The organism is Brucella sp. GW823-FHT04E01 (genome assembly GCF_058796175.1).
Map to the genome: position 1 here is coordinate 311,567 of NZ_JBXAIK010000002.1, position 26,978 is coordinate 338,544.

The following is a 26,978-nucleotide window of genomic DNA, read 5'->3' on the forward strand; positions in this document are numbered from 1 at the left end:
AAAAATGGCGTTTACCCTGCGGCAGTTACAATACTTCATCGCTGTGGCCGAACAGGGGTCTGTGACCCGTGCGGCGCAGAAACTATCCATTTCCCAATCGTCCGTTACAGAAGCCGTCAAAGAACTTGAGACGGACCTGAATGTAGAGCTTTTCGAACGGCACCCTCGCGGCCTTACCGTTACACATAACGGTCATCAGTTTTTGCGCCACGCAACGAAAATTCTGGCAGACGTATCGGATGCCCGCCGCTCCTTCACGGACAATCGCATTCAGGAAAAAGGTAAACTCAATCTCGGCGTCACCTCGCTCGTCGCGGGTTATGTGCTGTCGGACCTGCTTGCCCGCTATCGCCGGGCTTTTCCCGGCGTTGAAATCAGCGCCATTGAGGATAATGGTTCCTATCTTGAACATCTCCTGGTCGGTGGTGAACTGGATGTGGCAGTGATGGTTATCTCCAATCTCCGGGACCGTATGGCACTTCACGCGGAAATTCTCGAAACCTCGCCCTATCGGCTGTGGCTGCCTCTGGGCCATCCGCTGGTCCCGACGGACAGCATTTCGGTAAGCGATATCGCGAAGGAACCTCTGATCATGCTGACGGTTGATGAAATCGAGGAAAATACCGGCAAGCTTCTGGCCGCCCTCGGCGCCCGTCCGCATGTGGCTTTTCGCACGCGTTCAGTGGAAGCCGTGCGCAGTTTGGTAGCCACCGGTGCAGGCATCGCGCTCCTTCCCGATCTCGTCTATCGCCCATGGTCGCTGGAAGGTGATCGGATCGAAAGCCGCGATGTCTCTGGGTCACTGCCTGTCGTGCAGGTCGGCATGGCCTGGCGCAAGGGATCGAGCCTGCCCCAATCCGCGCGTGACTTTATTGGCATTGCCGAAGCGGCCCGTTCCGGCAGACTGCGTTAGTCTTCGATATCGGGAAAACCGATATCAGCTTTTCGATAAATGAATTTGCGAAAGGCAAGGTTTCAGCACACGATCCGTTCCGGGAACAAAATCACTGAATGTGAAAAAACGGGAGTGGTCGATGAAAAAGATTCTGCAATCCTGTACCGCTTTGATGGCTGTCGCAAGCTTTGCGACGCAGGCCATCGCCGCCGAACCGCTGAAAGCGATCGGCGAAGGTGAAGGCGCGCTGAGCATCGTGGCCTGGGCGGGCTATATTGAACGCGGCGAGACCGACAAGAACTACGACTGGGTTACGGATTTCGAGAAGGAAACCGGCTGCAAGGTCAGCGTGAAGACCGCCGCCACTTCCGATGAAATGGTCGCGCTGATGAATGAAGGCGGCTTCGATCTGGTCACCGCTTCCGGTGACGCCTCTCTCCGCCTCGTGGCTGGAAAGCGTGTTCAGCCGATCAATACTGACCTTATCCCAAGCTGGAAGACCGTAGACGAACGGCTGCAAAATGCGCCGTGGTTCACCGTCAAGGACGTGCATTACGGTGTGCCCTATCTCTGGGGGCCGAATGTGCTGATGTACAACACCGACGTCTTCAAGGACGAAGCGCCGAAGAGCTGGAACGTGGTGTTCGAAGAACAGAACCTGCCGGATGGCAAGTCCAACAAGGGCCGCGTGCAGGCCTATGACGGCCCAATCTATATTGCGGACGCCGCCCTCTATCTCATGAAGCACAAGCCGGAACTTGGTATCAAGAATCCGTACGAACTCAATGAAGACCAGTATAAGGCAGCACTTGATCTCTTGCGTGGACAGCGCAAGCTCGTCAGCCGTTATTGGCATGACGCCATGATCCAGATTGACGATTTCAAGAATGAAGGTGTCGTGGCTTCCGGCTCATGGCCGTTCCAGGTCAATCTTCTGAAATCGGAAAACGCAAAGATTGGCTCGACTTTCCCGGAGGAAGGTGCGACCGGCTGGGCCGACACCACCATGCTGCATGTGGATAGCGAGCACCCCAATTGTGCCTATAAGTGGTTCGAGCATTCGCTAAAACCGAAAGTTCAGGGCGATGCCGCAGCCTGGTTCGGTGCGGTACCGTCGGTTCCGGCAGCCTGCAAGGGTAATGCGCTCCTGACCGACGAAGGCTGCGCGACCAACGGCTTCGATAATTTCGCCAAGATCAGCTTCTGGCGCACGCCGACAGCCAAATGCGAAAGCCAGGGCGAATGCGTGCCCTATCATCGCTGGGTATCGGATTATATCGGCGTCATTGGCGGTCGCTGACATCGACTATCATAAGCTCGAAGATCGCCCTTCCTTCTGTTGAAGGAAGGGAACGGAAAGACGTGCCCGCCCGCCAACAGAGGCTGGCGCTCCATGATGGATAGAACCATGACAGCAGCAGTTCGTTTCGAAAATGTGAGCCGTTACTTCGGCGAAGTCCGTGCCGTCGATCATGTCAATTTGACCATCGCGTCCGGTGAATTCTTTGCCATGCTGGGCCCTTCCGGTTCTGGCAAGACAACCTGTCTGCGGCTGATTGCAGGCTTCGAGCAGCCGACTGACGGCAAGATTGAGATCTTCGGCGAAAGTGCTGGCGGCGTTCCGCCCTATCGACGGAACGTCAACACGGTTTTTCAGGATTACGCGCTGTTTCCGCATCTCAGCATTCTGGACAATGTGGCCTATGGGCTGATGGTACGGGGCGCCGGAAAGACCGAACGACACCGTGCCGCCGAGGACATGCTGGAACTGGTCAAGCTGCCCGGTTATGGCGCACGCAAGCCGAGCCAGCTTTCCGGCGGACAGCGACAGCGCGTCGCGCTGGCTCGCGCCCTCGTCAATAAGCCCAAAGTGCTGCTTCTCGATGAGCCGCTCGGTGCTCTCGACCTCAAACTGCGCGAGCAGATGCAGGAAGAGCTGAAGAACCTGCAAAAGGCGCTCGGTATCACCTTTGTCTTCGTGACCCATGATCAGGGCGAAGCGCTGTCCATGGCGGACCGTATCGCTGTCTTCAACAATGGTCGTATCGTTCAGGCCGGAACGCCACAGGAAATATATAACCGCCCGCAAACCCGGTTTGTTGCCGACTTTGTCGGCTCCTCCAATGTGGTCGCGCCGGAGGTTATGGCTGCATTCGGCGGCGAACGACGTTGGGCAAGCCTCCGCCCGGAATCCATTCGCCTTGCAGACAAGAGTGATAAGGTCGGGGTCGCGGCGCGGATCGAAACCGCCAGCTTCCTTGGGTCCGCTACACGTCTCGGTGTTGAAGCTGAAGGCGCCAGACTGCATGTCATGCTGCCTGCTGGTGCAACCGTTCCCGAGACCGGATCGGATATCCGTATTGTCTGGAATCCGGGTGACGTTCATTATATGGATCAAGCAGCATGACCGGCGTGCAGGCTTCCACACTCGCGAACTCCGGGACCAATCCGGCGGCTTCCATCTTGCCGCAGCGCGGCGGAATGCTCGGTCGCCTCTCTGACCTGTTCTGGCGTCGTCCGGGATTGCTGCTGTTTCTCATGATTACGCCGCCGCTTTTGTGGCTGGGCATCATCTATATCGGCTCGCTGATCGCACTTCTGTTGCAGAGCTTCTTCTCGGTCGATGATTTCTCCGGTCTGATCGACTATAATTTCACGCTTGCCACCTATGCGCAGCTCTTCAACTCGGCCAATCTCGACATCATCATACGCACCGTCTCGATGGCTGCGCTGGTCACGGTCGCATCGGCCTTCATCGCCTTTCCCATCGCCTATTATGCCGCCCGCTACGCACGTGGGCGCTGGAAAGCACTGTTCTATCTCGGCATCATGCTGCCGCTCTGGTCGAGCTATCTGGTCAAGGTCTATGCGTGGAAACTGATCCTCGCCAAGGAAGGCATCCTGACCTGGATATTTGCAAAACTGCACCTGTCCTGGCTGCTTGACGGCATCCTGTCCTTACCCGTCATCGGCGGCAATTCGCTGTCGGTCAGCTATCTCGGCACGTTCATCGTCTTCGTCTATATCTGGCTGCCCTATATGATCCTGCCGACGCAGGCAGCACTTGAGCGTGTGCCCGGCAATCTGGTCGAGGCGTCGTCCGATCTCGGCGCAACGCCGGCGCAGACTTTCCGAACCGTGCTTATGCCGCTTGCCATGCCGGGCATCATTGCGGGATCGATCTTCACTTTTTCGCTGACACTTGGCGATTACATCATTCCGCAGATCATCGGCTCGTCGCGCCTGTTCATCGGGCAGGCCGTCTATACCCAGCAGGGAACGGCAGGCAATGTGCCGCTGGCGGCTGCCTTCTCCGTCGTGCCGATCGTCATCATGGCCATTTATTTGTGGATCGCCAAGAAACAGGGGGCTTTCGATGCGCTCTGATCGTAACAACCGCGCTTCCTTCGGATTGAAGCTTGCTGCCGGACTGGGTCTCGCCTTCCTGCATCTGCCGATCCTGCTCATCTTCGTCTATGCCTTCACGACGGAAGAGAAGAGCTATCAATGGCCGCCGCCGGGCTTCACGCTGCAATGGTTCGAAGTCACCTGGAATCGCGCCGATGTTTGGTCGTCGCTGGCGCTCTCCGTGCAGGTGGCGACGATTGCGACCCTGATTGCGCTCGTGCTTGGAACGTTGTGCGCCGCCGCTGTCAGCCGAACGCATTTCTTCGGACGCGAAAGCATTTCGCTGCTGGTCATCCTGCCCATAGCTTTGCCCGGCGTTGTAACCGGCATCGCCTTGCGCTCGGCCTTCTCGCTGTTCGACATTCCGTTTTCGATGTGGACCATCGTGCTCGGTCACGCGACCTTCTGCGTGGTGGTCGTCTATAACAACGCGGTTGCACGTTTCCGGCGCACCTCCGGTTCGCTGATCGAGGCCTCGATGGATCTTGGCGCCAACGGGTTCCAGACGTTCCGCTATGTCATCCTGCCGAATATCGGAACGGCCCTGCTCGCAGGCGGCATGCTCGCCTTCGCACTGTCCTTCGATGAGGTGATCGTCACCACATTTACTGGCGGCCAGCAGATGACCCTGCCGATCTGGATGCTTCAGGAACTGATCCGTCCGCGCCAGCGCCCCGTCACCAATGTGGTGGCCATGGTAGTGGTTCTGGTGACCTTCCTGCCCATCCTCGCAGCCTACTATCTCACCCGCGATGGCGATCAGGTCGCCGGTCACGGGAAATGACACAAGGGAGAACGACATGAACACCGAAATGCTGATTGGCTCGCGCTTTGAAGCGGGTACGGAGACGGAAGAAAACGTCCTCAATCCCAAGACCGGAGAGACCGTTCTCAAGCTGCCCGAGGCATCGCTAGGACAGGTCGACGCTGCAGTCGCCGCCGCCGACAAGGCATTCAAGACCTGGTCACGCACCACACCCGCCGAACGTTCCAATTATCTCCTCAAAATCGCCGATGCAATTGAGCGGGACGCTGAAGGGTTCGCCACGCTGGAAGCGCTCAATTGCGGCAAGCCGATCAATGCTGTCATCAATGACGAGATTCCGGCCATCGTGGATTGTTATCGCTTCTTTGCGGGTGCAGTGCGTAATCTTCATGGACCGCTTGCCGCCGAATATATCCCGAACCACACATCGATGATCCGTCGTGATCCGGTTGGCATTGTCGGCTCCATCGCTCCTTGGAATTATCCTTTGATGATGATGGCATGGAAACTGGCGCCAGCCATTGCAGGCGGTAATACGGTGGTTTTCAAACCGTCCGAACAGACGCCTCTGACCGCGCTGAAAATGGCCAGGCTGCTGGCGGATATTCTGCCCGAGGGCGTTGTCAATGTCGTTCTGGGGCGAGGTGAAACCGTCGGCAACGCGCTGATCAACCATCCGCGGATCGACATGGTGTCGATCACCGGTGATGTCGCCACCGGCAAGAAGGTCTTGCAGGCCGCGGCCAAAACCGTGAAGCGCACTCATCTGGAGCTTGGCGGCAAAGCGCCGGTCATCGTCTTCGACGATGCGGACATAGAAGCGGTCGTCAACGGTATCCGCACCTTCGGCTATTACAATGCCGGACAGGACTGCACCGCTGCCTGCCGCATCTATGCCGATGCACGCATCTACGACCGTTTCGTCGCTGACCTGTCGTCGGCCGTTTCCAGTATTCGCTATAATCTCGACGACGACAGCCAGAACGAGATCGGACCGCTCATTTCCCGCCGACAGCGCGACCGTGTCGGAAGTTTCGTCGCCCGCGCTCGCGAGCACAAGCATATCGAGGTGACCGCAGGTGGTAATACGTCCGGTGCCAATGGCTTTTTCTTCGAACCGACCGTCATCGCCGGAGCATTGCAGGAAGATGAAATCGTGCGCCGGGAAGTCTTCGGTCCGGTTGTATCGGTCACACGCTTCAGCGAAGTCGATGAAGCCGTGCGATGGGCCAACGACAGTGATTACGGCCTTGCCTCGTCGGTCTGGACCAAGGATGTCAGCAAGGGCATGCAGGCCGCAGCCCGCCTGCAATATGGCTGCACATGGATCAACACCCATTTCATGCTGACAAACGAGATGCCGCATGGCGGCCTGAAACAGTCGGGCTACGGCAAGGACATGTCGATTTACGCGCTGGAAGATTACACCGCCGTGCGTCATGTCATGATAGCTCACTAGGGGAAATGCCGAGAAGTGAAAGGCATTTCCCCTAGTGAACAAGATCTGCGCCAAAACAAACAGTTAGAACGCCGATCTGATTCAATCAGATCGGCGTTCTATTACGCACCACAGATGTATTGTTCCGTCGCTGTTCGCATGTCGCTTTGAAGCTCTTCAAACAAGGCTGACATAAAGTATGGCAGTGCCTATGATTATTCATCAATATTGTTGAACGATATCTTCCATGTTAGAACTTGTCCGTCATGGAATGCGCGGTGGCGTATCGTGGCGATCCAAACGCAAGAGAACGACAGAGCGCTTCATGAAGACAAACTCGATCACGCCGCGGCCTGCCGATGCCGCTGCTCGCATGGCCGTCAAACCAGTGATCTGTTATCCGGTCGATACGCTGCCACGACCTGATCTCGATGCCTATCGCGCCCTTCGCGACAAACTTGTTCTTGTCGAGCGCATCACCGTGCAGCCGAGGGATGCAGAGTGCTGGTCCGTTCTGGCCGGGCATTTCTGCCGTATCGTATGCAGCGAGGGACCGCAGGTCGGTGATCTCAACCTGTTCAATGCGGACGACCTCAACGAGAAATTCTATAGCGGCAAGACGCGCGCGCTCAACGGAACCCATGTGGGGCTGGGAGACCAGCTGTTCTCCAGTTTTCCTTACTTGCGTCCGATGGCCACCATCACTCACGACAGTCTGGACTGGTATGGTTTCGACGAATTTGGCGGCGCGGTGCATGACGTGATCGGCACGCGCTGCGATCCTTATACCAATAATCTTCTGAGTCATGGCGGGCAGTACCATCACTGCTGCCATTCCAACCTCACGCGCGCTTTTGCGAAGCAGACGGGCAAGCCGCTGCACGAGGCCGAAACCTATATTCACGACGTGCTCAACGTGTTCATGTGCACGGGCTTCACCCGGGATACTGGGCAATATTTCATGAAGGCAAGCCCTGTTCGACCGGGCGACTATCTGGAATTCTTTGCCGAGATCAATCTTCTTGGCTGTCTGTCGGCCTGTCCCGGGGGTGACTGTTCGGCAGAACATTCTTCCGATACTGCCGCCTGCCATCCGATGGTGGTAGAGATTTACAAGCCAGAACGTCTGCCGGAAGGCTGGGCGCCGCCTGCTCTCAACGGATATGATCGCACACACGGTTTCTGAACCAACAGCAGATCAACAAAAACGCCGCGATCAATCGCGGCGTTTTCTTTCAATTGCCGAAACTCTATACTTCAGTCGGCGGGAGCGTAGCTGCCATCTTCGCGGTGCACTTCATTGCCAGCCAGCGGTGGCGTGAAAACACAGACCAGCACAAGGTCGCCCTTGGTCGCGCGCAGGATATGCGGGTCGTTTTCGTTCAGCGCATAGATGGTGCCGGGGCGGATCGGAAACACTTCGCCGCTCAACTTGTGTTCGACTTCGCCTTCACCGGAAAAGCAATAATTGGTTTCGAAGTGGTTCTTGTAGTGCAGGTGCAGTTCAGCGCCTTCCTTGACGCGGGTTTCGTGGACCGAATGGCCCATGCCGTCGTCACGCACGATCATGCGGCGGCTTTCCCAACCGGGTCCGGAAGCATCGCGTGCGGTGCCGGCGATTTCATCGGATGTCACGACAATCATAGTATTCTCCTCATTTCAGTGTCAAAAAAGGCTGTTAAAACTTGGCGGCCAGCGGCTCGAGTACTTCTGCGATGGCCAGTAGCGTCTCGTCCTCGCCGCGCAGTCCGGTCAGCATGAGACCGGCAGGGTGCTTCCCGATTGGTAGCGAGATGCTGGGCAGATCAAGACGATTGGCGAATTCTGTCAGCGAGAATGCACGCCGGTTGAGCGCCAGATAGGTTTCCTCGTCTGCAAGCGTGGCCAAGGCGGGCGGCAGCATGGGAACGGTCGGCAGAATGAAACCGTCAAAACCCTCGATTTCCGCGTCGAACTGCTCACGGCAGGCAGCAAGGGCGTTCAATGCATTCACATAGAGATAGGCGGGATTTTCCCGACCTTTTTGAATGCGCGTTCCGACCAAGGGATCATAACTATCGAAATCGACGGCGAGCCGCTCGCGATGAAGCGCGTAAGCCTCGGCACCGATCATCCCGCCATCGACGGCAATCCTGGCACTCTCGATCAAGCTTGGAAGTTCGATATCCTGGACGACAATTCCTGCTGCTTCCAGAGCGGACCGGCAAGCCCCGAAAAGATCTTCAACGGTATTGTCGAGAGCGGTTTCCGAAAGCAGGCGGGGAACTGCCAGTCTTATCTGCTTTGAGCGCCGCGGTTTCCTTGCCGGGATGCCGGTGGCAACATCATCGATCAGGCGACAATGGGCGACCGAAGTGCTGATGATCCCCGGCACGTCAAAGCTGGTCGACAACCAGTGCATTCCATCGGTTTCGTGGCGTCCGCGGCTTGGTTTGAAGCCCACGACGCCACAGAAAGCCGCTGGAATGCGCGCTGAACCGCTGGTATCGGAGCAGATGGCGAAATCGCTATATCCGCGCGCGACGGCCACCGCTGCACCAGAACTAGAGCCGCCAGCGATCGCCTCTCCGGCAGGGTCGAGCGGCGTGCGTGGCGTGCCGAAATGTGTGTTGACCCCGAGCGCGCCATAAGCAAATTCGGTCATGTTTGTCTGCGCGAGCAGTGTTGCGCCACCCATGCGAAGCCTGCGCACCAGAGCGGCGCTTGCACTTGCAGGAGCTGCCTCTTGTAATGCTTTCGAACCACAGCTGGTCACCCAGCCTTCAGTGTCGAAGCAGGCCTTGACCGTCATCGTCAGTCCTGCAAGCGGCGGGAGTTCACGATTGGTTTCACTGAGCGCTTGCCAATGGCCGAGCTCGGTGCGGGCCGCCTCGAACCGCCGGTTGAGAAAAACCTCTCGCGCATTCCAGTCACGCGCCGCATAGTCGGACAGCGCCAGGTCGAGCTTTTCAACCCGGTTGCAAGCCATGGCAGATCCCAATCCGGATTTGTCTTGCGGATCGTGTTTCATAAAGCATGTCCCGTTAGAGCATAATCCGACCGAAGTGAAACGAGGATCGATAAGATTATGCTTGAAATATAAGAGGTTAGAGCGCCGATCTGCTTCAATCGAAGCGAAACGCGCTCTATCGCAATCGGCTGCGATCAGTTCCGGACCAATGCCGTCAGCATTTTCTCTGAATCCGCGAGATAGTTCTCAAGCTGACCGGAGGCGGCTTCGCAGTCACCCGCTGCGATGAGGCGGCAGATTTCGGCTTCTCTTTTCAACCAAGGTTCATGGAAAGCCTGTTCGTTGCCGGTGACGAAAACCAGACGCAGCTGGGTCACGAGCAGGGAGAACATCTGATCGAAGATAGGACTACCATGCAGCGATACGATTTCCTGGTGAAAGAGAAGGCTCTGGCGGGCCACCGCCGTCCAGTCCGCGCGGGCGGTCGCTTCACTTTCATTGCGGATCACCTCGTTGAGCCTTTCCAGCCAGTCGGCGGGAACCGAGTTTCGCCCACGGAGTGCGCCGAGCTCGACGACCCGGCGCACCACGAAGATGTCGCGAATGTCCGTTTCCGTTAGCCGTTTCACGCGGACGCTCTTGTTCGGCTCCTGCGAGACCAGCCCCTGCTGACGCAGAAGCTGCATGGCTTCGCGCAGGGTGTTGCGCGATACATCGTAGACATTGATCAGTTCGGCCTCGATCAGGCTCGTGCCGCTCAACAGGCGGCCTTTGAGAATGTCGTCGCGTATGGCATTGGCGACGCGAATGAATGCGGGATCACGAAGGGTGGCAGGCTGGTTCATGTTTCAGACCGTCATATTCTTCAGGAAAGGTTTCAACTGCGGATAGATACCGGATTTGAGTTTATCCGGCGTATCGTCGCAGACGACCTTGCCCGCGTCCATAAAGAGAATTCTGTCGGAGACTTCGAAAGCGAAGTTCATTTCATGGGTTACGATGACCATCGTCACGCCTTCGCTTGCGAGCGAGCGGATAACGCCCAGCACTTCCTCGACGGTTTCCGGGTCGAGTGCCGAAGTGGGTTCATCGAACAGAATGATGCTTGGCGACATCATCAGGGCGCGAGCGATTGCAACGCGCTGCTGCTGACCGCCCGAAAGCTGGTGCGGATATTTTTCCGCATGGGCGGCCATGCCCACCTTGTTCAGATAATGAAAGGCTTGCCGCTCAAGGTCGGCTCGCGCACCGATCTTGTGGTACAGAGGCGCAAGGAGCATGTTTTCAAGCACAGTCTTGTGATTGAAAAGATTGAAGCTCTGGAACACCATGCCGACATCGCGGATCAGGGAAACGTCTTCCCGGAAAATATGCTTGCCCGATTGCGTCAATTCGGCCGAGATGAACGGCGAGCCGTGCAGTTTTACTTCACCGGCATCGAGACGTTCCAGTCCGTTGAGCAGGCGAATGAAGGTCGTCTTGCCCGAGCCCGAACGACCGATGATGGAGATGACCTCACCGGATTTCACCGTCAGGCTGACGCCCTTCAACACTTCATGCGAACCATAGGCCTTGCGAAGTTCAGTTGCTTCCAGGGCAATGGTGTCGGCTTGCTGGGATTTGCCTTGCGCGCGATCGACGGGAGCTTCAGTGCCGGACAGTTTTGCCGCAACCTCCTGTGGCGACAAGGTGCGTGCCTTCTGACCGCGCCGTATCACATCCGAGCGGCGTTCCAGCATTGAAAGACCGCGATCAAACAGCGTGACGATGAGGACGTAGAAGAAGGCGACGACGGTGAGCGTCTCGAGCACCAGAAAATTCTGCGTATAGAGCCGCTGGCCGACAAGCAGGATTTCGGCAAGCGAAATGACCGAAACCAGAGAAGTGAGCTTGACGATGGTGACGAGTTCATTCGACATTGCGGGTAATGAAACCCGGATTGCCTGTGGAACGACGATCAGGCGCTGGATACCGAGGAAGCTCAGACCCAGCGCACGCCCCGCCTCGATCTGGCCTTTATGAATGGCGAGCAAACCACCCCGATGGATTTCTGCCATATAAGCGGTTTCACTGATGACAAGCGCGATCAGGCCAGCCGCGAAAGCATTCGACAGGAGGGTGCGAAGGACCGGAAAGACCTGCGGCAGGCTGTAGATGAAAATCAGCAGTACCAGAAGCGGAAGGCTTCGGAAGAACCAGATATAGGCCCGTGCGGGACCGTTGATCACCGACCATGATGATTGCTTTGCCAGTGCCAGACCGAAGCCCGCAATCGCCGCCAGAAGCCAGCTCAGCAGGCTAAGCTTGATCACAACCCAGCTCGCCTCCCAGAAATCCCGGTCTGCAAGCAGACCGAGCGCGTAATGCCAATCGTAGTTCAAGCGAAGCCTCCCGTTTCGGCCATGCAGAGGGAAATGGGGCCAGTCCGCCCCGCTTCCGGTTTATTGAGCCGTGGAAACGACCGCTTTGATTTCATCGTCGGTGACAGGCTCCATGCCATAGGTTTTGACGAGCGCGTCATAGGAACCATCCTTTCGCATCTGGGCGAAAGCATCGTTCATGGCATTGAAAAGCTCTTTGTTCTGCGGGGTGGTGGCTACACCCACCATGATCGGATAGATGAGCGCACTGGATGTAACGGCATAATCGTCGGGGAACTTCTTCAGCAGTTCGGCAGCAACGACATTATCCATGAATTCCACGTCGACCGAGCCGCTGCGCAATGCCTGCGTGACCTGCGCATCCGTATCGAATTCGCGTGTCTCGATGGCGCCGAGATTGTTCTTGGCGCAATAATCTTCCGACAGTGCCTTCAGCTTCGGGAGCCAGGACGCTCCTTGCATCGACCCGATGATCTTGCCGCACAGCTCCTTTTCGTTCGCCGGGCGGAACTTGGCGTCCTTCAGCACGAGCAGGGACGAGCCAGCCTTGATGTACGGGATGAAATTGAGAATCTTCTGCCGCTCAGGCGTGACGTAAAGCGCCGATGCAATGACATCGAAATGGTTGGCGCGTGCACCAGTGATGAGGCTGGTGAAGCGCGTGTCCTTGAACTCTGCAGCAAGCCCAAGCTGCTTTGCCACCCCTTCCATCAGCTCGACATCGAAACCTGCCGGCTTGCCGTCCTTCATGTAGACGAAGGGAGGATAGGTCAGGTCAGATCCGACCGACAGTGTGTTTTCCTTGACGGTCTGAGGCGCGGCTGCGGCCTCATGCGGGGCCAACGCAACGACGGCAAATGTGGCAGCGAGCAAGGCTGATTTCAGTTCAGTCACGCGTTTTGAGATTGTTGGAGCAGGCATATCGTTCCCTTTTTTGTTCAATAATATTGTTGAACAATTAAGAGATGGGCCGTGCGATGTCAATATGTCTTCACGTGGGAGCGATGAAGACACGTATGCTCATCTCTTCCGATGCGATTAGGCGGTATCGGAGTTTCATTTCTCGGAACTGGTTTCCAAAACTGGTCTTTGCAAGTTTTGCAGACTTTTGAAGGGTAGCTTTTCGCCAGAGCGCTCCCAGTTAAAACGGAGTCGCTGAAACCGCCCTAAGTATTTGGTTCATTGCATTTGCCTCATGCAAAACCGCTCCGCACGTTTGCTGGAAATGCTTTAACTCTCGAAATCGCCAAAAATATCCTGGAGACGGGTCAAACTCTGCACTCTTTCATCCACCTGACTACCGAGCTGTATGATGATATGCGAAAGCATGAGATCCATGATGGCAGTCATCGTTGCCGCGCCGTCCCAAAGTGGACCGTGAGAACCGGGTACGATCAGCGCAATATCGGCCACCTCGCTTGCCCACGGGCAAAATTCATCGGTAAAAAGTATCACTTTTACGCCCATTCGGCGCGCTTCAATGGCTAGAGGGCGGGCTTTTGACGCGAAACGGCGGACATCGTGCAGAAACAGAACGCGGTTTTCCCTGGAGCCATCCAGGACTTCTGCATAGGTGCCGTTCAACCCGTCCATGAAGGACACTCCCGGACGCGAATAGGAGAGCTGTGACGCAAAATATTGCGCTATGCCGCGCACATTCTGATAGGCTGCAACATAGACCTCGCTTGCACCGATCAGTGCGTCGATGGTCTCCTGCCATTCAGGACGGGTAGTCAGTTCATAGACGGTGCCGAGATTTTCGATCTGCTGTTGCACCAGACCGGCAAGTAGCTTGCCTTCGCGAAAATCCTGCTGGAGCCGGGCAACCGGCCCCTTGACCTGCCATGCGGGGTTGGAACGACCGCGCCTTAACGCTGTTTTTAACTCCTCCAGCCCGTCGAAACCGAGCCGTCGCAAATAGCGACCGACCGTCATCTGGGAAATGCCAAGACGCTCGGCGATGGACTTTGCCGTTTCGAATGGCAGTTCTGCCAGATTACGCTCGATATAGCTTGCGATCAGCTTGTCGGCCTTGGATTTGCGTAATTCCGCACTTTGGAGACGTATGAGAATTTCTTTGGACAAACTTACCCCTCCCGCTTTGGCTCCGACCCTGATGATGAAGACCGGAGCCAGCACAACAGCTTATTGCGCTGTTTTTACCTTTGTCCATGCCCGGTCGAGCTGGCGCACGCCGGAACCCAGATCCTCGAAGATCTGGAGTCGTTTCATCGTTTCGTCTGTCGGATTGATTTCCGTGCTGTTCTTGATGTTGTCAGGTGTCAGCTGACGTGCCGGCACATTGGGCGTCCCGTTGGTCTGTTGGGCTACGTTGAGCGCGGCGATTTCCGGGCGCGTGTAAAACTGCATGAACTTGATGGCATTGTCCTTGTTCGGGGCTGTTTTGAGAACGCACATATCTTCTTGGTACATGGTCGCACCTTCTTCCGGAATGACGTAACCCAAATCTTTCGGATTGCCTAAAACATCCACCATGCTGCCGATAAAATAATGCGCGGCGGCAACGTCGCCCGCGCCGACCATGGGACGGGAATCATAGGTGAAAGCAGCCACATACGGCTTCATTTCGATGACAGTGTCTGCGGCCTGCTGAAGTTGCTTCGGGTCGGTGGAGTTTACGGAGTTTCCGTTGAGAAGAAGCCCAACACCCAGCACTTCACGCATGTCATCGAGAAGCGTGATCTTGAGACCCTTTTCCTTGACCGTCGCAAGAAGATCCTTCCAGCCGGTCACGTCCTTGCCGAGCACGCGACGGTTATAGAGAATGCCCACCGTGCCGAAGGCGTAAGGCAGGCAATATTCTCCGTTGAGGTCGCTTTTGGCGCGCAGAAAGCGCGGGTCGATGTTCTTGAAGCCCTCATATGTATTGATATCGGTTTTCGCAAGCAGATCGAGCTTGGCCATGATGTCCTGCATATGCACGGACGGAAACACGATATCGTAACCGCTGGCACCACCCTGAATCTTGGCCAGCATTTCCTCATTGGAGGAGTAGGTCGATAGATTGACCTTGACCTTGGTCTCTTCTTCGAATTTCTGAAGCACCGCAGGATTGATGTATTCGCCCCAGTTATAGATGTTCAAGTCATCTGCGAAGCTATTGCCTGCAGACATGCCCAGAACGGTGAGCGCAATCAATCCAAGGCGCGGAACAGCACCATTGAAGATCGTCATTGTAGTTCCCCTTGTCATATTTTTCCCCGCGGCCCGCTTTCATTTCTCTGCCTTGGCAGGGATGCAAAGTACGGTCTTCGGGGCGTTGACTTGTACTGGAAAATGATATCAACATAACCAAATCACGCAAGAGTTAATTAAATAACATTTCGGGGAACGAAAATGCGGGATGCGATTGTACGGCTGGTTTCCGCGGCCAAGACCTTTGCGAGTCCGGAGGGCGGCGAGGTCAAGGCATTGGACGGTATCGATCTGGATATCGGCCGTAATGAATTCATCACTTTGCTGGGCCCTTCGGGCTGCGGCAAGACGACTTTGCTCCAGGCGATCAGCGGGTTCGCTGCGTTGGATGCCGGACGGATCGAGATTGACGGCGTCGACATGACGGACCGTCCACCTTATCGCCGCCCGGTCAATACGGTCTTTCAGAACTATGCGTTGTTTCCGCATATGAGTGTGGGGCAGAACGCCGGATATGCTCTGGAAGTCGCTGGTGTCGGCAAGGCGGAGCGCACGGAGCGTGTCAGGGCTGTTTTGCAGATGGTGGGGCTGGCTGGTTTGGAGGCCCGCCTGCCGCGACAGCTCTCGGGTGGCCAACAGCAACGTGTGGCTCTGGCCCGGGCCATCGTGGCCCGCCCGAAGGTGCTGTTGCTCGATGAGCCGCTATCTGCACTTGATAAGAACCTGCGCGAGGCGATGCAGTTCGAACTGAAGACCTTGCAGCACGAGCTGGGCATTACCTTCATCTTTGTCACGCACGACCAGCAGGAAGCGCTGACAATGTCGGATCGGGTGGCGGTGCTCTCGAATGGGCGCATCCAGCAACTGGACGCGCCGCGGGTTGTGTATGATCGCCCGGTCAATGCCTTCGTCGCCAATTTCGTCGGTGCGAGCAATCTTCTGGAAGGACAAGTCGACGCCAACGGCTTTGTGCTGCCGGATGGAACGGTTCTGCAGCACGATGGTGAAGGCAAAGCCAAAGGCAGGGGCACCGCACTTCTGCGTCCAGAAAACTTCTCGCTTATCGCGCGCAATGAAAGACATGGGGCGCTTGATGTCACGCTCGACCAGATTGCCTTTATCGGTTCGTCTTTCGAATTGCTCGGACACCTCGCTTCCGGGCGCAAGCTGACGGCGCAGATTCCGGCGGTGGACCGAAACTCGGTCAATGATCTGCAGCCGGGGCAGGCCGCGCGCTGGTATTACGATCCGGCTACGGTCCATCTTCTTTGCGAAGGGGAGGCTGCGTGATGAACCTCGCGAGCTTGCGGCGTCTTCAGCTGGCAGTTCTTCTCGGACCGGCGACACTGTTCCTGATCGTTTTCTTTGCCATTCCACTCGCGATCATGGTGGTAACGAGTTTTCTCGCGCCTGGTCTTTATGGTGGCGTCGAATGGGAGTTCTATCCTCATAATTTCGGGCGTATCCTTGGTTTCGCGGATCCGGCATTCGAGGAATTCGACCCGATCTATCTGGCGATTTTCTTCCGCTCGGTGAGGATAGCCATCGTGACGGTCATTGCCGCCTTGCTGGTCGCTTATCCGGCCGCCTTTTATATCAGCAGGCTTCCCGACAGGTGGAAGAACTTCTGCATCTTCCTCATTACCTTGCCATTCTTCGCCAGCCTGATTGTGCGGCTGTTCGTATGGGTGATGATCCTGCGCCCGACAGGGTTGCTCAACGAGACCTTGATGTCGCTCGGCATTATCTCGCGTCCCCTCGACATGATCTATACCGACGGCGCTATCGTGCTGGGCATGGTCTATGTGTTCCTGCCGTTCATGTTCATGCCTATCTATGCAAGCATTGAAAAGCTGGACTGGCGTCTGGTACAGGCGTCGCTTGATCTGGGAGCCGGCCCGGTGCGGACATTCTTCCGGATTGTCCTGCCGCTGACCACGCCCGGCATTGCTGCGGGTTCGGTAATTGTCTTCATTCCTGCGCTCGGAAACTTTGTTGTGCCTGCAGTGCTGGGTGGAGCCAAGGTGATGATGCTCGGCAATCTGATCGAAGGACAGTTCCTGTCGGCGCGCAATTGGCCGTTCGGGTCGGCGCTCGCGATGATGGTGATGGCCGTCATGTTGCTGCTGCTGTTTGGTTATGTGCTTTTGACAAACCGGCGCAATGCCGCCGAAGCGTTGTAGCGGTAAGGGAGACGCAACCATGAAAATCGCCCGGTCTCTCTTCAATGGCGGATTGCTGCTCTACGTCGCGTTGTTCTTCGCCTTCATCTATATCCCGCTGGCACTTATCATCGTCTATTCGTTCAACGCCAATCCGGTGAACATGATGGTGTGGAGCGGCTTTACGACCGACTGGTATGCGCAGGTTCTGGGCTTCAAGACAGTGGTTTCGGAAAGCGCACTCTATATTGAATCGACGGATCAGCTTGTGGCAGCCGTGTTCAACAGCCTGAAGATTGCGACTTCAACGACACTGATATCGACTGTTCTCGGAACTGCGCTGGCGCTGGCCATGCATCGCTACAATTTTCTGGGAAAGCGGTTCTATCAGGTGACGCTTTTCATGCCCATGTTGATGCCGGATATCGTGCTGGGCATTGCGCTCCTGATCTTCTTCGTCAACGCGGGTATTCATCTGGGGCTGACCACGATTATTATCGGCCAATGCACTTTTCTGATCTCTTATGTCTTCATTGTTGTTTCGGCCCGGCTGGCCAGTATGGACCGCACGCTGGAATATGCATCGGCCGATCTTGGCGCCAATGAATGGACCACGTTCCGCAAGGTCGTCATGCCCCAGCTCATGCCCGGCATTCTCGGTGGTGCGTTACTTGCCTTCATCATTTCCATGGATGACCTCGTCATCACCTATTTTATCGCAGGCGTTGATGTTACGACCCTGCCGATGTTCATCTTCGCCATGCTGCGTCGCGGCATCAAACCGGAAATCAATGCGATTGCCGTGATGATGCTGACCTTCTCATTCGTTGTGGCTTCGCTCGGTCTCTATCTTCGTTCTCGGCAGAAATAATATGACTTCACAAACACCTACACGTAAACCGCGCGCTCGCGATCTTGGGCTTCCTTTCACTGGTGTGACCGGTCCGTACAACGCGATCACCGATGTCGATGGCGTTGGCGTCGGCTTTCAGACCATTATCGAGAACGAGCCGCGCCCCGGCCGCAAGCGTCCGGCGCGTAGCGGCGTGACCGCCATTCTGCCGCATAAGCAGTCTGAAACCCCGGTTCCGGTTTATGCAGGCGTCCATCGCTTCAACGGCAATGGTGAGATGACCGGAACGCACTGGATCGAAGATGGCGGCTACTTCCTGGGCCCTGTCGTTATCACCAACACGCACGGTATCGGCATGGCACATCATGCGACAGTGCGCTGGATGGTTGACCGCTATGCCTCGACCTACCAGACCGACGATTTCCTCTGGATCATGCCGGTTGTCGCAGAAACTTATGACGGTGCACTCAACGACATCAACGGCTTTCCTGTGACGGAAGCGGATGTGCGCAAGGCGCTCGACAATGTTGCATCCGGCCCGGTGCAGGAAGGCAATTGCGGCGGCGGCACCGGTATGATCACCTATGGCTTCAAGGGCGGTACAGGCACGGCATCGCGCGTCGTGGAGTTCGGCGGTCGCAGTTTCACCATCGGTGCGCTGGTGCAGGCCAATCACGGGCAGCGCGATTGGCTGACCATTGCCGGTGTGCCGGTGGGGCAGCATATGCGGGATGGCACGCCGCAGAGCCAGTTGCAGGAGCGCGGCTCGATCATCGTCGTGCTGGCGACCGATCTGCCACTGATGCCGCACCAGCTGAAGCGCCTAGCGCGTCGTGCAAGCATCGGCATCGGCCGTAACGGAACGCCGGGCGGTAACAATTCGGGCGATATTTTTATCGCTTTTTCCACCGCCAACCAGAGACCTATGCAGCATCGTTCCGCGCCCTTTCTGGACGTCGAGATGGTGAATGACGAGCCGCTTGATACCGTCTATCTGGCGGCGGTCGATAGTGTGGAAGAGGCAGTGGTTAATGCGATGATCGCGGCTGAGGATATGGGTGGAACACCCTTTGACCGGCTGCTTGTTCAGGCCATAGATCACGAACGTCTTCGTGCCGTGCTGCGCCAATATGGGCGTCTTGCCTGACTCTTCGTAGGATAAGGATTGGAACTCCAGTTCCATCGGATAGCGATCCGGTTCGTTCCACGCGGTTTCCGTCATGCAGGACGGAAATCGCGAATGTCTCCCTTTATCTTGCCGTCTTGACAGTATTCTATCGACGGCACTACGCTACAGTAACACGGCAGATTTTACTGAAGTGAGGGGAGGAATTCATGACTAAAAGTTCAATTATTACAGGGCTGGGTCGGGTTTCAATTTCACGACGCCAGTTTATAACATCGAGCGCACTGGGCGCCGGTGCTCTGCTTCTACCGTGCCTGCCATCTTTTGCAGCTGACAAGCCCAAAGTCGGTCTGGTCATGAAGTCGCTCGCCAACGAGTTCTTCAAGCAGATGCAGGCAGGTGCCGAGGACTACGCCGCCAAGAACACCGACAAGTTCTCCTTTGCCGCTGTTGGCATGAAGGACGAACGTGATTTTGCCGCACAGGTCGATGCTGTGGAAAATTTCATCACGCAGCAGTTCAATGTGATCGTGCTGGCTCCGGCGGATTCCAAGGCCATGGTGACGCCGGTTAAAAAGGCTCTGGAGGCCGGCATCAAAGTCATCAATATTGACGTGGCGCTCGATGAAGAGGCGAAAAAGCAGGCGGGTGTCGACCTTGCCTTTTTCGGTCCGGACAATCGCGAGGGCGCAAAGCTTGCCGGCATGGCGCTTGCCAAGGAACTCGGCAAGGGCGGCAAGGTGGTTATCCTTGAAGGCAATCCTGAGGCAGACAATGCCAAGGAACGCAAGAAGGGCTTTGACGATGCCGTGGCCGAAGGCGGTTTGACACTGCTCGATTCCAAGACTGCCCATTGGGAAACGGAAGAAGCCAACACGCTGATGACCAATTTCCTGACCCAGTATCAGGACATTCAAGGTGTTATGGCGGCCAACGATTCCATGGCGCTCGGCGTCGTGAAGGCGCTGGATGCCGCCGGAAAATCGGGCCAGATCAAGGTCGTGGGCTTCGACAACATTCCTGCTGTCCAGCCTTTGATCAAGGACGGCAAGATGCTCGCAACCGTCGATCAGTTCGGCGCACAGATGGCGGCCATGGGCATTGATTACGGCCTCAAGGAACTGGCAGGCGAAAAGTTCTCCGGTTGGGTCAAGACGGACATCAAGCTCATCACGGCCCAGGATCTCTGAAAACCGGGATCTTCCAAACATTGCCAATTATGGGGCGGCGCTCCGAGTGCCGCTCCTCTTCACCTGGCAGGCAGGAACAGATATGCAGTCAGCCGACGCCATTTTGAGATTGGAAAATGTCGGCAAGACCTTTCCGGGGGTGGTTGCGCTAAACGGTGTCACGCTGGAGCTGCAGCGTGGCGAGACACATATCATTCTGGGTGAAAACGGTGCGGGTAAATCAACTCTCATCAAGCTTCTTGCTGGCATATATCAGCCCGACACGGGCGAGATTTTTCTGAACGGCCGGCCCTACAAGCCAAAGACCCCGCATGACGCGCAGGTTCAGGGAATCCGCATCGTTCATCAGGAACTCAACCTGCTGTCGCATCTTTCCATTGCCGAAAACCTGATGCTGGAAAGCCTGCCGAGACGCTTCGGCATCATGGACCGAGCGACATTGAACCGGCGCGCCGAAGAGCTTTTGGCTGAGGTCGGTCTGGCGGTCGATCCGCGTATGCCGGTTTCGGAGCTGGGCGTTGCGCAAATGCAGTTGGTCGAGATCGCCAAGGCGCTCGGTTATGACAGCAAACTACTGGTTCTGGACGAGCCGACGGCGACATTGACTCCGCCGGAAATTGAACGGTTGTTTGCGATCATCCAGCGGCTGAAGGCGAAGGGTGTCACGATCATCTACATTTCTCACCGTCTGCACGAGGTCTTTGAGATTGGCGACCGCGTGACGGTGTTGCGCAATGGCCGCCTGGTCGAGACGCGCGACCTGCAGGGGCTGCGCGTGCCGGATCTGGTACGCATGATGATCGGTCGCGACATTGCGGATGAGTATGGCTTTAATGCCGATATCAAGCTTGGGTCCGTCGCTCTGGAAGTGAGGAACGTGAAGCGCAACAGCGGCGCTCCGCCGGTTTCGTTTTCGGTGCGTCATGGAGAAATTCTGGGTGTCGCCGGTCTGGTCGGGTCGGGCCGCACCGAGGTGATGCGTGCAATCTTCGGCGCCGATCCAAGGTCGGCAGGGGAAATCGATATAGATGGAAGGCCGGTGACTATCCATGACCCGCGCGATGCCGTGCGTAATGGTCTGGGTTTTCTGACAGAAGACCGCAAGAGCCAGGGGCTGCTGCTAGACATGCCCGTGTCTATCAACACCACGATCACCGACCTGAAGAAAATCTCGCACGGTGGCCTGCTGGATAGCCGGGTGGAGAAAGGCGCGGTAACTGAGCTGGTCGAGCGGCTGCGCGTCAAGACTGCGTCTATCGATACGCCGGTGCGTAACCTCTCCGGTGGCAATCAGCAAAAGGTGGTTCTGGCAAAATGGCTGTTTCGCGGGTCGTCCACACTGATACTCGATGAACCGACACGTGGGGTCGATGTCGGCGCCAGGCGCGAGATTTATCAACTTCTGTGGATGTTGGCTGCGAACCAGAAGGCAATTATCATGATTTCCTCGGATCTGCCCGAGTTGATCGGCATGTGCCACCGCATCATTGTTTTCTCGAACGGCAAACTGGTTGGGGAGCTGGACCGATCTCAATTCGATCAGGAGCGTATTCTTTCGCTCGCCTATCAGGAGCATGTTCACGCATGACGGAACCCATTTCTCCATCTGCCCAACACCCCGGTGCTGCCGACCGCCAGAAGCTGAAGCGCTTCCTGTTGCGTGATGCCGGCGTATTCTTGGCGTTGATCCTGATAACGCTGGTATTTTCCGTCACTGCGCCCTATTTCGCAACATCGGGCAACGCGCTGAAGATCTTCGTTCAGATCGCGATCAATACGGTCCTTGCGGCAGGTATGACTTTCGTCATCCTGACTGGTGGCATTGACCTCTCGGTCGGCTCTGTGCTCGCCTTATGCACGGTCGTTGGCGCTCTTATCATGACGTCCGGTCTGGAACCGGCCTTGTCAATCCCGCTGGCAGTCCTGGCATGCGTCGCCGTTGGCGGGCTTTGTGGCTTCATCAACGGCAAGGTGTCAACCTACTGGAAAATCCCGTCGTTTATCGTCACGCTGGGCATGCTGAACATCGCCGCCGGTGCGGCACGGGTGGTTTCCAATAATTCTACCATTACCGGACTTCCGCAGGGTTTTGTCGACTTCGGCAATCTGATTGTCGGAGGCTTTCTGCCGTCGATTTTCCTGATCGCAGTGGCCGTGATTGCTGTTGGCTGGTTCGTTTTGCGCTTTACGGTTTTCGGTCGCATGATCTATGCGGTTGGCGCCAATGATGAGGCTGTGCGCCTGTCGGGACACAATCCCGACACATACAAAATCGCTGCATTTGTCATTTCCGGCGTCACCGCTGGTATTGCTGCGATTGTTTATCTCCTGCGCCTGAACATCGGCAGCCCGATTGCGGGCGTTGGCTATGAACTGAACGCGATTGCAGCCGTCATCATCGGCGGGACAAGCCTTTTCGGCGGTAAGGGCTCAATCGTTGGCACGCTGGCCGGGGCCTGTATTTTGCAGGTGCTCGCGACCGGGCTGCAATTGCTTGGTATCGGCGATAATTACAAGCCAATCATAATTGGCACCGTGATCATCCTCGCCGTGATTGTCGATACCTATCGTGAGAGGCTGTTACGGCGTATTCGCTGAATGCATAATGAGAAAGTGAAGGCGCGGCCGGGTCAAGGTTGGACAGGATTTGTTACCCGGCAGCCATGCTCTGGATACAGCAAGATTGCCTTTGGGAGCCGTCTTCTCTGGTTATGAAACTCGCCGGCCCGTTGAGGTTGATCCATTTGGAATGGTAGCGTCACATTAAATTGCGCGCAACGCTTGGGTGGTATGTCAGGAGAGATGAAGCAACAGGTACGGCGATAAGGGTGAAACAGACTGCAAAGCGAAAGATGAAGCCGAAACTGGCAAAGCGGCAGGCGTCAGCATCACACTCCCATGTCAATCCAGCAACGCGGCATCAAGATTCGGTTGTGCGGATCATAGCATTCGATTCAACTAACCGACAGGATCGCTCGCTTACCGGTATCCCTGATATCACGGCAACGCGATGGATGTGTTTTGGCATTGCCATGCTCCTGTCGTGTGTTGCGTTGGCGCTTCCTGCACTCACGATTCTCATCCGACCCAGCCCTGACCTCGATCCGATAGCCCTAATTGTATCGACACTCATCGCAGCAATGCTTCTTGTTCCGGCCTTCATGTTTGCACGCGCTGGTCTTTTGGCTGGCGCCTGGATCACCATTACACCGGAGAGCGTTGAATACGGTTCAGGTAATGGAATTGTGGAGAAGCAAGGCACCAAGATCGAATGGGCGCGCATAGCGTCCGGTCAGATGGCACGTTATGACGTTCGTCTCATTTTGAAAGGGCCTGTGCGGGAGCCTCGGATAGCGTTCGGTTATAAAATGCCCGACGGAACGCAGAACGAGTATTCGCTTCCAATGTCATTGCGGGAACGTGGCATGCAATGTCTGTGGTTCGTCAATGCTGACGCCCTGCGTATTGCTCTGCTACAGAACATGGCAGCTCGCTCGAATTTGTGTTTCGACCCGGATATTTTCGTTGAAGCCGGTATTGATCCGGAGACGTGGCATCTGATGCCAAAGCCCCGCAAGATTGAGTGGGCGATAGCCATAGCTTCGATGGCAGCGGTGTTGATATTCGGCAGTTTTATATCGGCGACGACATCTGTCGTGTTGGTCGTTGCGGGTGTTTTCGCAATTCTGGGATTGGGCCTTCTTGCAACATTCAGTTTCAGGAAGAGAGCTTATCCGGGCTTCGATCACGTCATCTGTTTTTGTGAAAACCGATAGTTCGTGCTGGGTTATTGTGGTTCTTCCATATCCGCATAAACCAGATAGCGGAGCGGCCCAGGCGTGATAGCATCGAATGGATAACAGGTCGACAGCACAACATGACGGCCTTCGCTATTCACGGCGATCTTCGCTTCATCCCAACGCGCGACGGCCATATGACTAACACGATAGGAAATCGCCTTACCGTCGCTGCGGGTGACGAGTATCTGATCGTTCTTCTCGATATTCTTCAGAAAAGCGAAATGTGTATCGCGATGCGCAGCATACACGGCTGTTCCCCGTTCCCCGGCCATCGGCGTATTGTCCAGATGACCGGGGCCGAAAGCCAATGCCTGACCGCTGGAGCCTTTCAGCGCGATGGCGGATTCATTAAGTCGTGGAGCTTCGATGCGGGCAACCGGCCATGTATCGACCCAGCTCCAGGGTTTGACTGGTGCGCCAGTTTCAATGCTTTCCGCAAAAGCTCGTTCGAGGAGGATCTGTGCCACAAATGCCTTCGCATGGATCCAGATTCCCTGACTGGCAATTATCATCCCGAGCGCAATCAGCACGATGCCCACCGTGGGGAGTAAGGAGCGCCACAGTGCGCTCCCCGTCATAATCGGATTGATAGACATCACGCATTCTCCTTGCGGCGGAAGAACCAGAAGACGAACAAGCCAATCAGTATCAGACCCAAGCCTTGCATGAGCAGTAGTGTCGCTGGCGTTGCCGTTTGCGGCAGCGGGATCGACTGCGATGGCGATGATGGTGATGCAGGGCTTTCGTGGCTGCGGACAGCGTCATTTACACCATTCATGTCCATGTTTGCGTGATCCCCGACGGTGCGATCCGCACGGATGTCGAACAGCTTGTCATAATCCCAGCCCGCGGGCAGTTGCAGAGGAATATCGGCACGGGTCAGCGGCGCATTTGCCGGTCGCGACGGTGTCTTGTCGACAGCTACGAGGCTCGTCAGACGGCTGACCAGATGATGCTCCAGCGCAAGGTGGAGAATACGCGCATCGGCGGCGTCCTGGGAAATTTTCCCAAGGGTAAGTTCCACTTCCGCATCATCGATCTTGCGACGTGCCCACAGTTTTGAAATGCCTTCAGCATTTATTGCCTGATCGAGTGGCAGATTGACTGTCCACGGACGGCCATCAATCTGGCCTTCAATAGCAAGGTTTCCGATCGCCTTGCCCATTCGCGCTGCGATGACAAGTGGTTCACCACGATAAAGATCGGGCAAAAGGGAGGGCGTCATGCTCACATTCTTTTCCGAGAAACTGGTCTTCAGATCGGTAACAGCCGGTTTTTCAAGCTTGTCGAACAGAGCCCGCATGCGTTCGTTCACTTCAGCCGCCGACCCGATATGGGTGAAGGTTCCACGTCCAAGTTCAGCCGCACGGTTCATCAGATAGGAGTTCGGGGCAGAGCCGATGCCGACCATGAAAATACGCGAGCGCCCCCGACGTGCTGCAACGGCATCTAGCAATTGCTGCTCATTGCTGATCTCGCCGTCGGTCAGAAACACGATCTGGCGCAATCCATTACCCTGATTACTGTCATCAAGCGCGGCATGAAGGGCAGGCAACATTTCCGTGCCGCCTTGCGCTTCAAGGCTCGTCACGAAGCGGCGAGCGGACGTGATATTCTCCTGATTGGCATCGACTGAATCTTCGAAGAATTTGGTCAATGTGTCGTCGAAGCGGATTACGTTGAAACGATCTCCGGGTTGAAGTTGCGACAGTGCATAATCCAGGCTGGCCTTCGCCTGTTCAATGGAAGTACCACCCATTGATCCGGAATTATCGATCACGAAGATGACCTCACGCTGGACCTTTTTTGGGCTGGCAAGCGCCGGTGGCGTAACATAGGCAAGCACATAGTCATCCTTGCCGATATGTTCGCGGAACAGCCCGACCTGCGGTGCATCGCTTGCGACGGCGCTCCATTCCAGAACGAAATCACGATCTGCAGCTGCCATTCCGTCCAGCGTGATTTCCCGTGTCGCGTCGTTCGTCGTATCGATCCTGACCTTGTGGAAAAGGCTCTCAACCTTTCCAAGCGGGAAGCCTGCCTTAAGTTTGACTGAGATGCTCACAGGATTTGTTCGCAGGGCAGCCGGTGGGGCCAAAGGCGTCACGAGTGGCGCATTGTAAGTATCAGGCTTGCCCGTATCGCTCGACTTGCCCCAGCCGTTCTTCATTTCGACTTCCTGGACAACCGGGTAGGCATTGTCCGGGTTGTAACGCGGTGCGACGACTAAAGGCACACGCAGCGAGAAACGCTCATCGGAAAGCCGTACCGCCTGCTGATACTCGATCTGGATAACGACTTTCTCGTGCGGACCGATATTGGCGACCGCATTGGTAAACACGTTGGGTCGCTGCTGTTCGATCAGCGTTGCTTTTTTGCCTTCGCTTTTCGCCTGTTCATATATTTCGCGGGCTGTCTGCTTCTCCTTGATGTCAGCGACAATCACACGATCACCGATGACCATCTTCAGCGAATAGACCGCACTTTCTTCTGGCAATGGGAAAACATACAAGGCTTCAACGAAACCGTCGGTCGGATTCTCGAATGCCTGCGTCAGCCGGGCTCGGACCGTCGGTCCACTCACATCGAGATCGACGTCCGTTGCGAGCCGAGGCGCTTCGACGTAACGTCCGGCTTCGTTTGTCTCCAGCAGAAGGCTGCCGGATTGAACCTCGTTTGGCGTGACCAGAGCGGGTGTTTCAGCGCGGGCCTGCACGATCTGCAACAGACAGAAAATGACAGCCAATGCGGGCAACAACGCCATGTTGCAGAACCAGATGAACGAACAGAAGCGGGAGAGTACCCGACCTCTATTGCTATGATTTGGTAGATTTATCGCGGGTGACATGACGT

24 protein-coding genes are annotated in these 26,978 nt (G+C 56.1%); 15 read left to right on the plus strand and 9 right to left on the minus strand.

Going from position 1 to position 26,978, the window contains the following annotated elements; translation table 11 throughout:
• Positions 1–4 precede the first annotated feature (4 nt).
• From AC1RHM_RS06895 to AC1RHM_RS06925, 7 genes are all read left to right on the plus strand, one after another.
• Positions 5–913 carry a LysR family transcriptional regulator gene (locus tag AC1RHM_RS06895; RefSeq protein WP_029928592.1) on the plus strand — a complete coding sequence of 303 codons (909 nt, stop codon included), beginning with the start codon at positions 5–7 and terminating at the stop codon, positions 911–913.
• Between the two features lie 121 nt (positions 914–1,034).
• Complete coding sequence (locus AC1RHM_RS06900; protein WP_094515482.1) at positions 1,035–2,195, plus strand: ABC transporter substrate-binding protein; 1,161 nt, start codon at positions 1,035–1,037, stop codon at positions 2,193–2,195.
• 108 nt (positions 2,196–2,303) lie between these two features.
• Entirely contained in the window at positions 2,304–3,302 is a 999-nt protein-coding gene (locus AC1RHM_RS06905) for an ATP-binding cassette domain-containing protein (RefSeq protein WP_166942413.1), read from the plus strand.
• Complete coding sequence (locus AC1RHM_RS06910) at positions 3,299–4,282, plus strand: ABC transporter permease (RefSeq protein ID WP_010660501.1); 984 nt, start codon at positions 3,299–3,301, stop codon at positions 4,280–4,282. Before AC1RHM_RS06905 ends, AC1RHM_RS06910 begins: the two co-directional genes overlap by 4 nt.
• Positions 4,272–5,087 carry an ABC transporter permease gene (locus AC1RHM_RS06915; RefSeq protein WP_010660500.1) on the plus strand — a complete coding sequence of 272 codons (816 nt, stop codon included), beginning with the start codon at positions 4,272–4,274 and terminating at the stop codon, positions 5,085–5,087. The genes AC1RHM_RS06910 and AC1RHM_RS06915 overlap by 11 nt, the downstream gene beginning before the upstream one ends.
• A 16-nt stretch (positions 5,088–5,103) precedes the next feature.
• A complete protein-coding gene (locus AC1RHM_RS06920; RefSeq protein WP_029928586.1) occupies positions 5,104–6,528 on the plus strand; it encodes a gamma-aminobutyraldehyde dehydrogenase in 1,425 nt (474 codons plus the stop codon).
• Between the two features lie 304 nt (positions 6,529–6,832).
• The gene (locus AC1RHM_RS06925) at positions 6,833–7,693 is read left to right on the plus strand and encodes an urea carboxylase-associated family protein (RefSeq protein WP_010660498.1); all 861 of its coding nucleotides are present in this window, start codon (positions 6,833–6,835) and stop codon (positions 7,691–7,693) included.
• A 71-nt stretch (positions 7,694–7,764) separates the two neighbouring features.
• Here AC1RHM_RS06925 and AC1RHM_RS06930 read toward each other — a convergent pair whose 3' ends face one another.
• From AC1RHM_RS06930 to AC1RHM_RS06960, 7 genes are all read right to left on the minus strand, one after another.
• Positions 7,765–8,151: an ectoine synthase gene (locus AC1RHM_RS06930; RefSeq protein WP_010660497.1), complete on the minus strand. Its 387-nt coding sequence runs from the start codon at positions 8,149–8,151 to the stop codon at positions 7,765–7,767.
• Between the two features lie 34 nt (positions 8,152–8,185).
• Entirely contained in the window at positions 8,186–9,517 is a 1,332-nt protein-coding gene (locus tag AC1RHM_RS06935; protein WP_166942416.1) for an amidase family protein, read from the minus strand.
• A gap of 134 nt (positions 9,518–9,651) precedes the next feature.
• Positions 9,652–10,302: a GntR family transcriptional regulator gene (locus AC1RHM_RS06940; RefSeq protein ID WP_010660495.1), complete on the minus strand. Its 651-nt coding sequence runs from the start codon at positions 10,300–10,302 to the stop codon at positions 9,652–9,654.
• 3 nt (positions 10,303–10,305) lie between these two features.
• Positions 10,306–11,838, minus strand: a complete 1,533-nt coding sequence (locus AC1RHM_RS06945; RefSeq protein WP_010660494.1) for an amino acid ABC transporter permease/ATP-binding protein — start codon at positions 11,836–11,838, stop codon at positions 10,306–10,308.
• Between the two features lie 60 nt (positions 11,839–11,898).
• The gene (locus AC1RHM_RS06950) at positions 11,899–12,759 is read right to left on the minus strand and encodes an ABC transporter substrate-binding protein (protein WP_010660493.1); all 861 of its coding nucleotides are present in this window, start codon (positions 12,757–12,759) and stop codon (positions 11,899–11,901) included.
• Between the two features lie 309 nt (positions 12,760–13,068).
• Entirely contained in the window at positions 13,069–13,923 is an 855-nt protein-coding gene (locus AC1RHM_RS06955) for a MurR/RpiR family transcriptional regulator (protein WP_010660492.1), read from the minus strand.
• A gap of 60 nt (positions 13,924–13,983) precedes the next feature.
• Positions 13,984–15,033, minus strand: coding sequence for a polyamine ABC transporter substrate-binding protein (locus AC1RHM_RS06960; protein WP_010660491.1), 1,050 nt, complete (start codon positions 15,031–15,033; stop codon positions 13,984–13,986).
• 162 nt (positions 15,034–15,195) lie between these two features.
• On the opposite strand from AC1RHM_RS06960, the gene AC1RHM_RS06965 reads away from it, so the two are divergent.
• From AC1RHM_RS06965 to AC1RHM_RS07000, 8 genes are all read left to right on the plus strand, one after another.
• The gene (locus AC1RHM_RS06965) at positions 15,196–16,284 is read left to right on the plus strand and encodes an ABC transporter ATP-binding protein (RefSeq protein WP_010660490.1); all 1,089 of its coding nucleotides are present in this window, start codon (positions 15,196–15,198) and stop codon (positions 16,282–16,284) included.
• On the plus strand, positions 16,284–17,177 hold the full coding sequence (locus AC1RHM_RS06970; RefSeq protein ID WP_010660489.1) for an ABC transporter permease: 894 nt from the start codon (positions 16,284–16,286) through the stop codon (positions 17,175–17,177). Before AC1RHM_RS06965 ends, AC1RHM_RS06970 begins: the two co-directional genes overlap by 1 nt.
• Positions 17,178–17,196: 19 nt before the next feature.
• Positions 17,197–18,027: an ABC transporter permease gene (locus tag AC1RHM_RS06975; protein WP_036578988.1), complete on the plus strand. Its 831-nt coding sequence runs from the start codon at positions 17,197–17,199 to the stop codon at positions 18,025–18,027.
• Between the two features lies 1 nt (position 18,028).
• Entirely contained in the window at positions 18,029–19,156 is a 1,128-nt protein-coding gene (locus tag AC1RHM_RS06980) for a DmpA family aminopeptidase (protein WP_010660487.1), read from the plus strand.
• Between the two features lie 188 nt (positions 19,157–19,344).
• On the plus strand, positions 19,345–20,325 hold the full coding sequence (locus AC1RHM_RS06985) for a substrate-binding domain-containing protein (RefSeq protein ID WP_166942419.1): 981 nt from the start codon (positions 19,345–19,347) through the stop codon (positions 20,323–20,325).
• 82 nt (positions 20,326–20,407) lie between these two features.
• On the plus strand, positions 20,408–21,913 hold the full coding sequence (locus AC1RHM_RS06990) for an ATP-binding cassette domain-containing protein (RefSeq protein ID WP_166942421.1): 1,506 nt from the start codon (positions 20,408–20,410) through the stop codon (positions 21,911–21,913).
• Positions 21,910–22,923 (plus strand): ABC transporter permease, encoded by a 1,014-nt coding sequence (locus AC1RHM_RS06995; protein ID WP_010660484.1) that lies wholly within the window; start codon positions 21,910–21,912, stop codon positions 22,921–22,923. Before AC1RHM_RS06990 ends, AC1RHM_RS06995 begins: the two co-directional genes overlap by 4 nt.
• 230 nt (positions 22,924–23,153) lie before the next feature.
• The gene (locus AC1RHM_RS07000; RefSeq protein ID WP_492332500.1) at positions 23,154–24,101 is read left to right on the plus strand and encodes a hypothetical protein; all 948 of its coding nucleotides are present in this window, start codon (positions 23,154–23,156) and stop codon (positions 24,099–24,101) included.
• Between the two features lie 11 nt (positions 24,102–24,112).
• Here AC1RHM_RS07000 and AC1RHM_RS07005 read toward each other — a convergent pair whose 3' ends face one another.
• Positions 24,113–24,721 carry a class GN sortase gene (locus AC1RHM_RS07005; protein WP_010660482.1) on the minus strand — a complete coding sequence of 203 codons (609 nt, stop codon included), beginning with the start codon at positions 24,719–24,721 and terminating at the stop codon, positions 24,113–24,115.
• A complete protein-coding gene (locus AC1RHM_RS07010; protein WP_036563893.1) occupies positions 24,721–26,973 on the minus strand; it encodes a marine proteobacterial sortase target protein in 2,253 nt (750 codons plus the stop codon). Before AC1RHM_RS07010 ends, AC1RHM_RS07005 begins: the two co-directional genes overlap by 1 nt.
• Positions 26,974–26,978: the final 5 nt, after the last annotated feature.

Excerpts from the sequence above, each read along its gene's own strand:
- AC1RHM_RS06895 (WP_029928592.1), top strand. The coding sequence starts at position 5 with ATGGCGTTTACCCTGCGGCAGTTACAATACTTCATCGCTGTGGCCGAA.
- AC1RHM_RS06900 (WP_094515482.1), top strand. The coding sequence starts at position 1,035 with ATGAAAAAGATTCTGCAATCCTGTACCGCTTTGATGGCTGTCGCAAGC.
- AC1RHM_RS06905 (WP_166942413.1), top strand. The coding sequence starts at position 2,304 with ATGACAGCAGCAGTTCGTTTCGAAAATGTGAGCCGTTACTTCGGCGAA.
- AC1RHM_RS06910 (WP_010660501.1), top strand. The coding sequence starts at position 3,299 with ATGACCGGCGTGCAGGCTTCCACACTCGCGAACTCCGGGACCAATCCG.
- AC1RHM_RS06915 (WP_010660500.1), top strand. The coding sequence starts at position 4,272 with ATGCGCTCTGATCGTAACAACCGCGCTTCCTTCGGATTGAAGCTTGCT.
- AC1RHM_RS06920 (WP_029928586.1), top strand. The coding sequence starts at position 5,104 with ATGAACACCGAAATGCTGATTGGCTCGCGCTTTGAAGCGGGTACGGAG.
- AC1RHM_RS06925 (WP_010660498.1), top strand. The coding sequence starts at position 6,833 with ATGAAGACAAACTCGATCACGCCGCGGCCTGCCGATGCCGCTGCTCGC.
- AC1RHM_RS06930 (WP_010660497.1), bottom strand. The coding sequence starts at position 8,151 with ATGATTGTCGTGACATCCGATGAAATCGCCGGCACCGCACGCGATGCT.
- AC1RHM_RS06935 (WP_166942416.1), bottom strand. The coding sequence starts at position 9,517 with ATGAAACACGATCCGCAAGACAAATCCGGATTGGGATCTGCCATGGCT.
- AC1RHM_RS06940 (WP_010660495.1), bottom strand. The coding sequence starts at position 10,302 with ATGAACCAGCCTGCCACCCTTCGTGATCCCGCATTCATTCGCGTCGCC.
- AC1RHM_RS06950 (WP_010660493.1), bottom strand. The coding sequence starts at position 12,759 with ATGCCTGCTCCAACAATCTCAAAACGCGTGACTGAACTGAAATCAGCC.
- AC1RHM_RS06960 (WP_010660491.1), bottom strand. The coding sequence starts at position 15,033 with ATGACGATCTTCAATGGTGCTGTTCCGCGCCTTGGATTGATTGCGCTC.
- AC1RHM_RS06965 (WP_010660490.1), top strand. The coding sequence starts at position 15,196 with ATGCGGGATGCGATTGTACGGCTGGTTTCCGCGGCCAAGACCTTTGCG.
- AC1RHM_RS06970 (WP_010660489.1), top strand. The coding sequence starts at position 16,284 with ATGAACCTCGCGAGCTTGCGGCGTCTTCAGCTGGCAGTTCTTCTCGGA.
- AC1RHM_RS06975 (WP_036578988.1), top strand. The coding sequence starts at position 17,197 with ATGAAAATCGCCCGGTCTCTCTTCAATGGCGGATTGCTGCTCTACGTC.
- AC1RHM_RS06980 (WP_010660487.1), top strand. The coding sequence starts at position 18,029 with ATGACTTCACAAACACCTACACGTAAACCGCGCGCTCGCGATCTTGGG.
- AC1RHM_RS06985 (WP_166942419.1), top strand. The coding sequence starts at position 19,345 with ATGACTAAAAGTTCAATTATTACAGGGCTGGGTCGGGTTTCAATTTCA.
- AC1RHM_RS06990 (WP_166942421.1), top strand. The coding sequence starts at position 20,408 with ATGCAGTCAGCCGACGCCATTTTGAGATTGGAAAATGTCGGCAAGACC.
- AC1RHM_RS06995 (WP_010660484.1), top strand. The coding sequence starts at position 21,910 with ATGACGGAACCCATTTCTCCATCTGCCCAACACCCCGGTGCTGCCGAC.
- AC1RHM_RS07005 (WP_010660482.1), bottom strand. The coding sequence starts at position 24,721 with ATGTCTATCAATCCGATTATGACGGGGAGCGCACTGTGGCGCTCCTTA.
- AC1RHM_RS07010 (WP_036563893.1), bottom strand. The coding sequence starts at position 26,973 with ATGTCACCCGCGATAAATCTACCAAATCATAGCAATAGAGGTCGGGTA.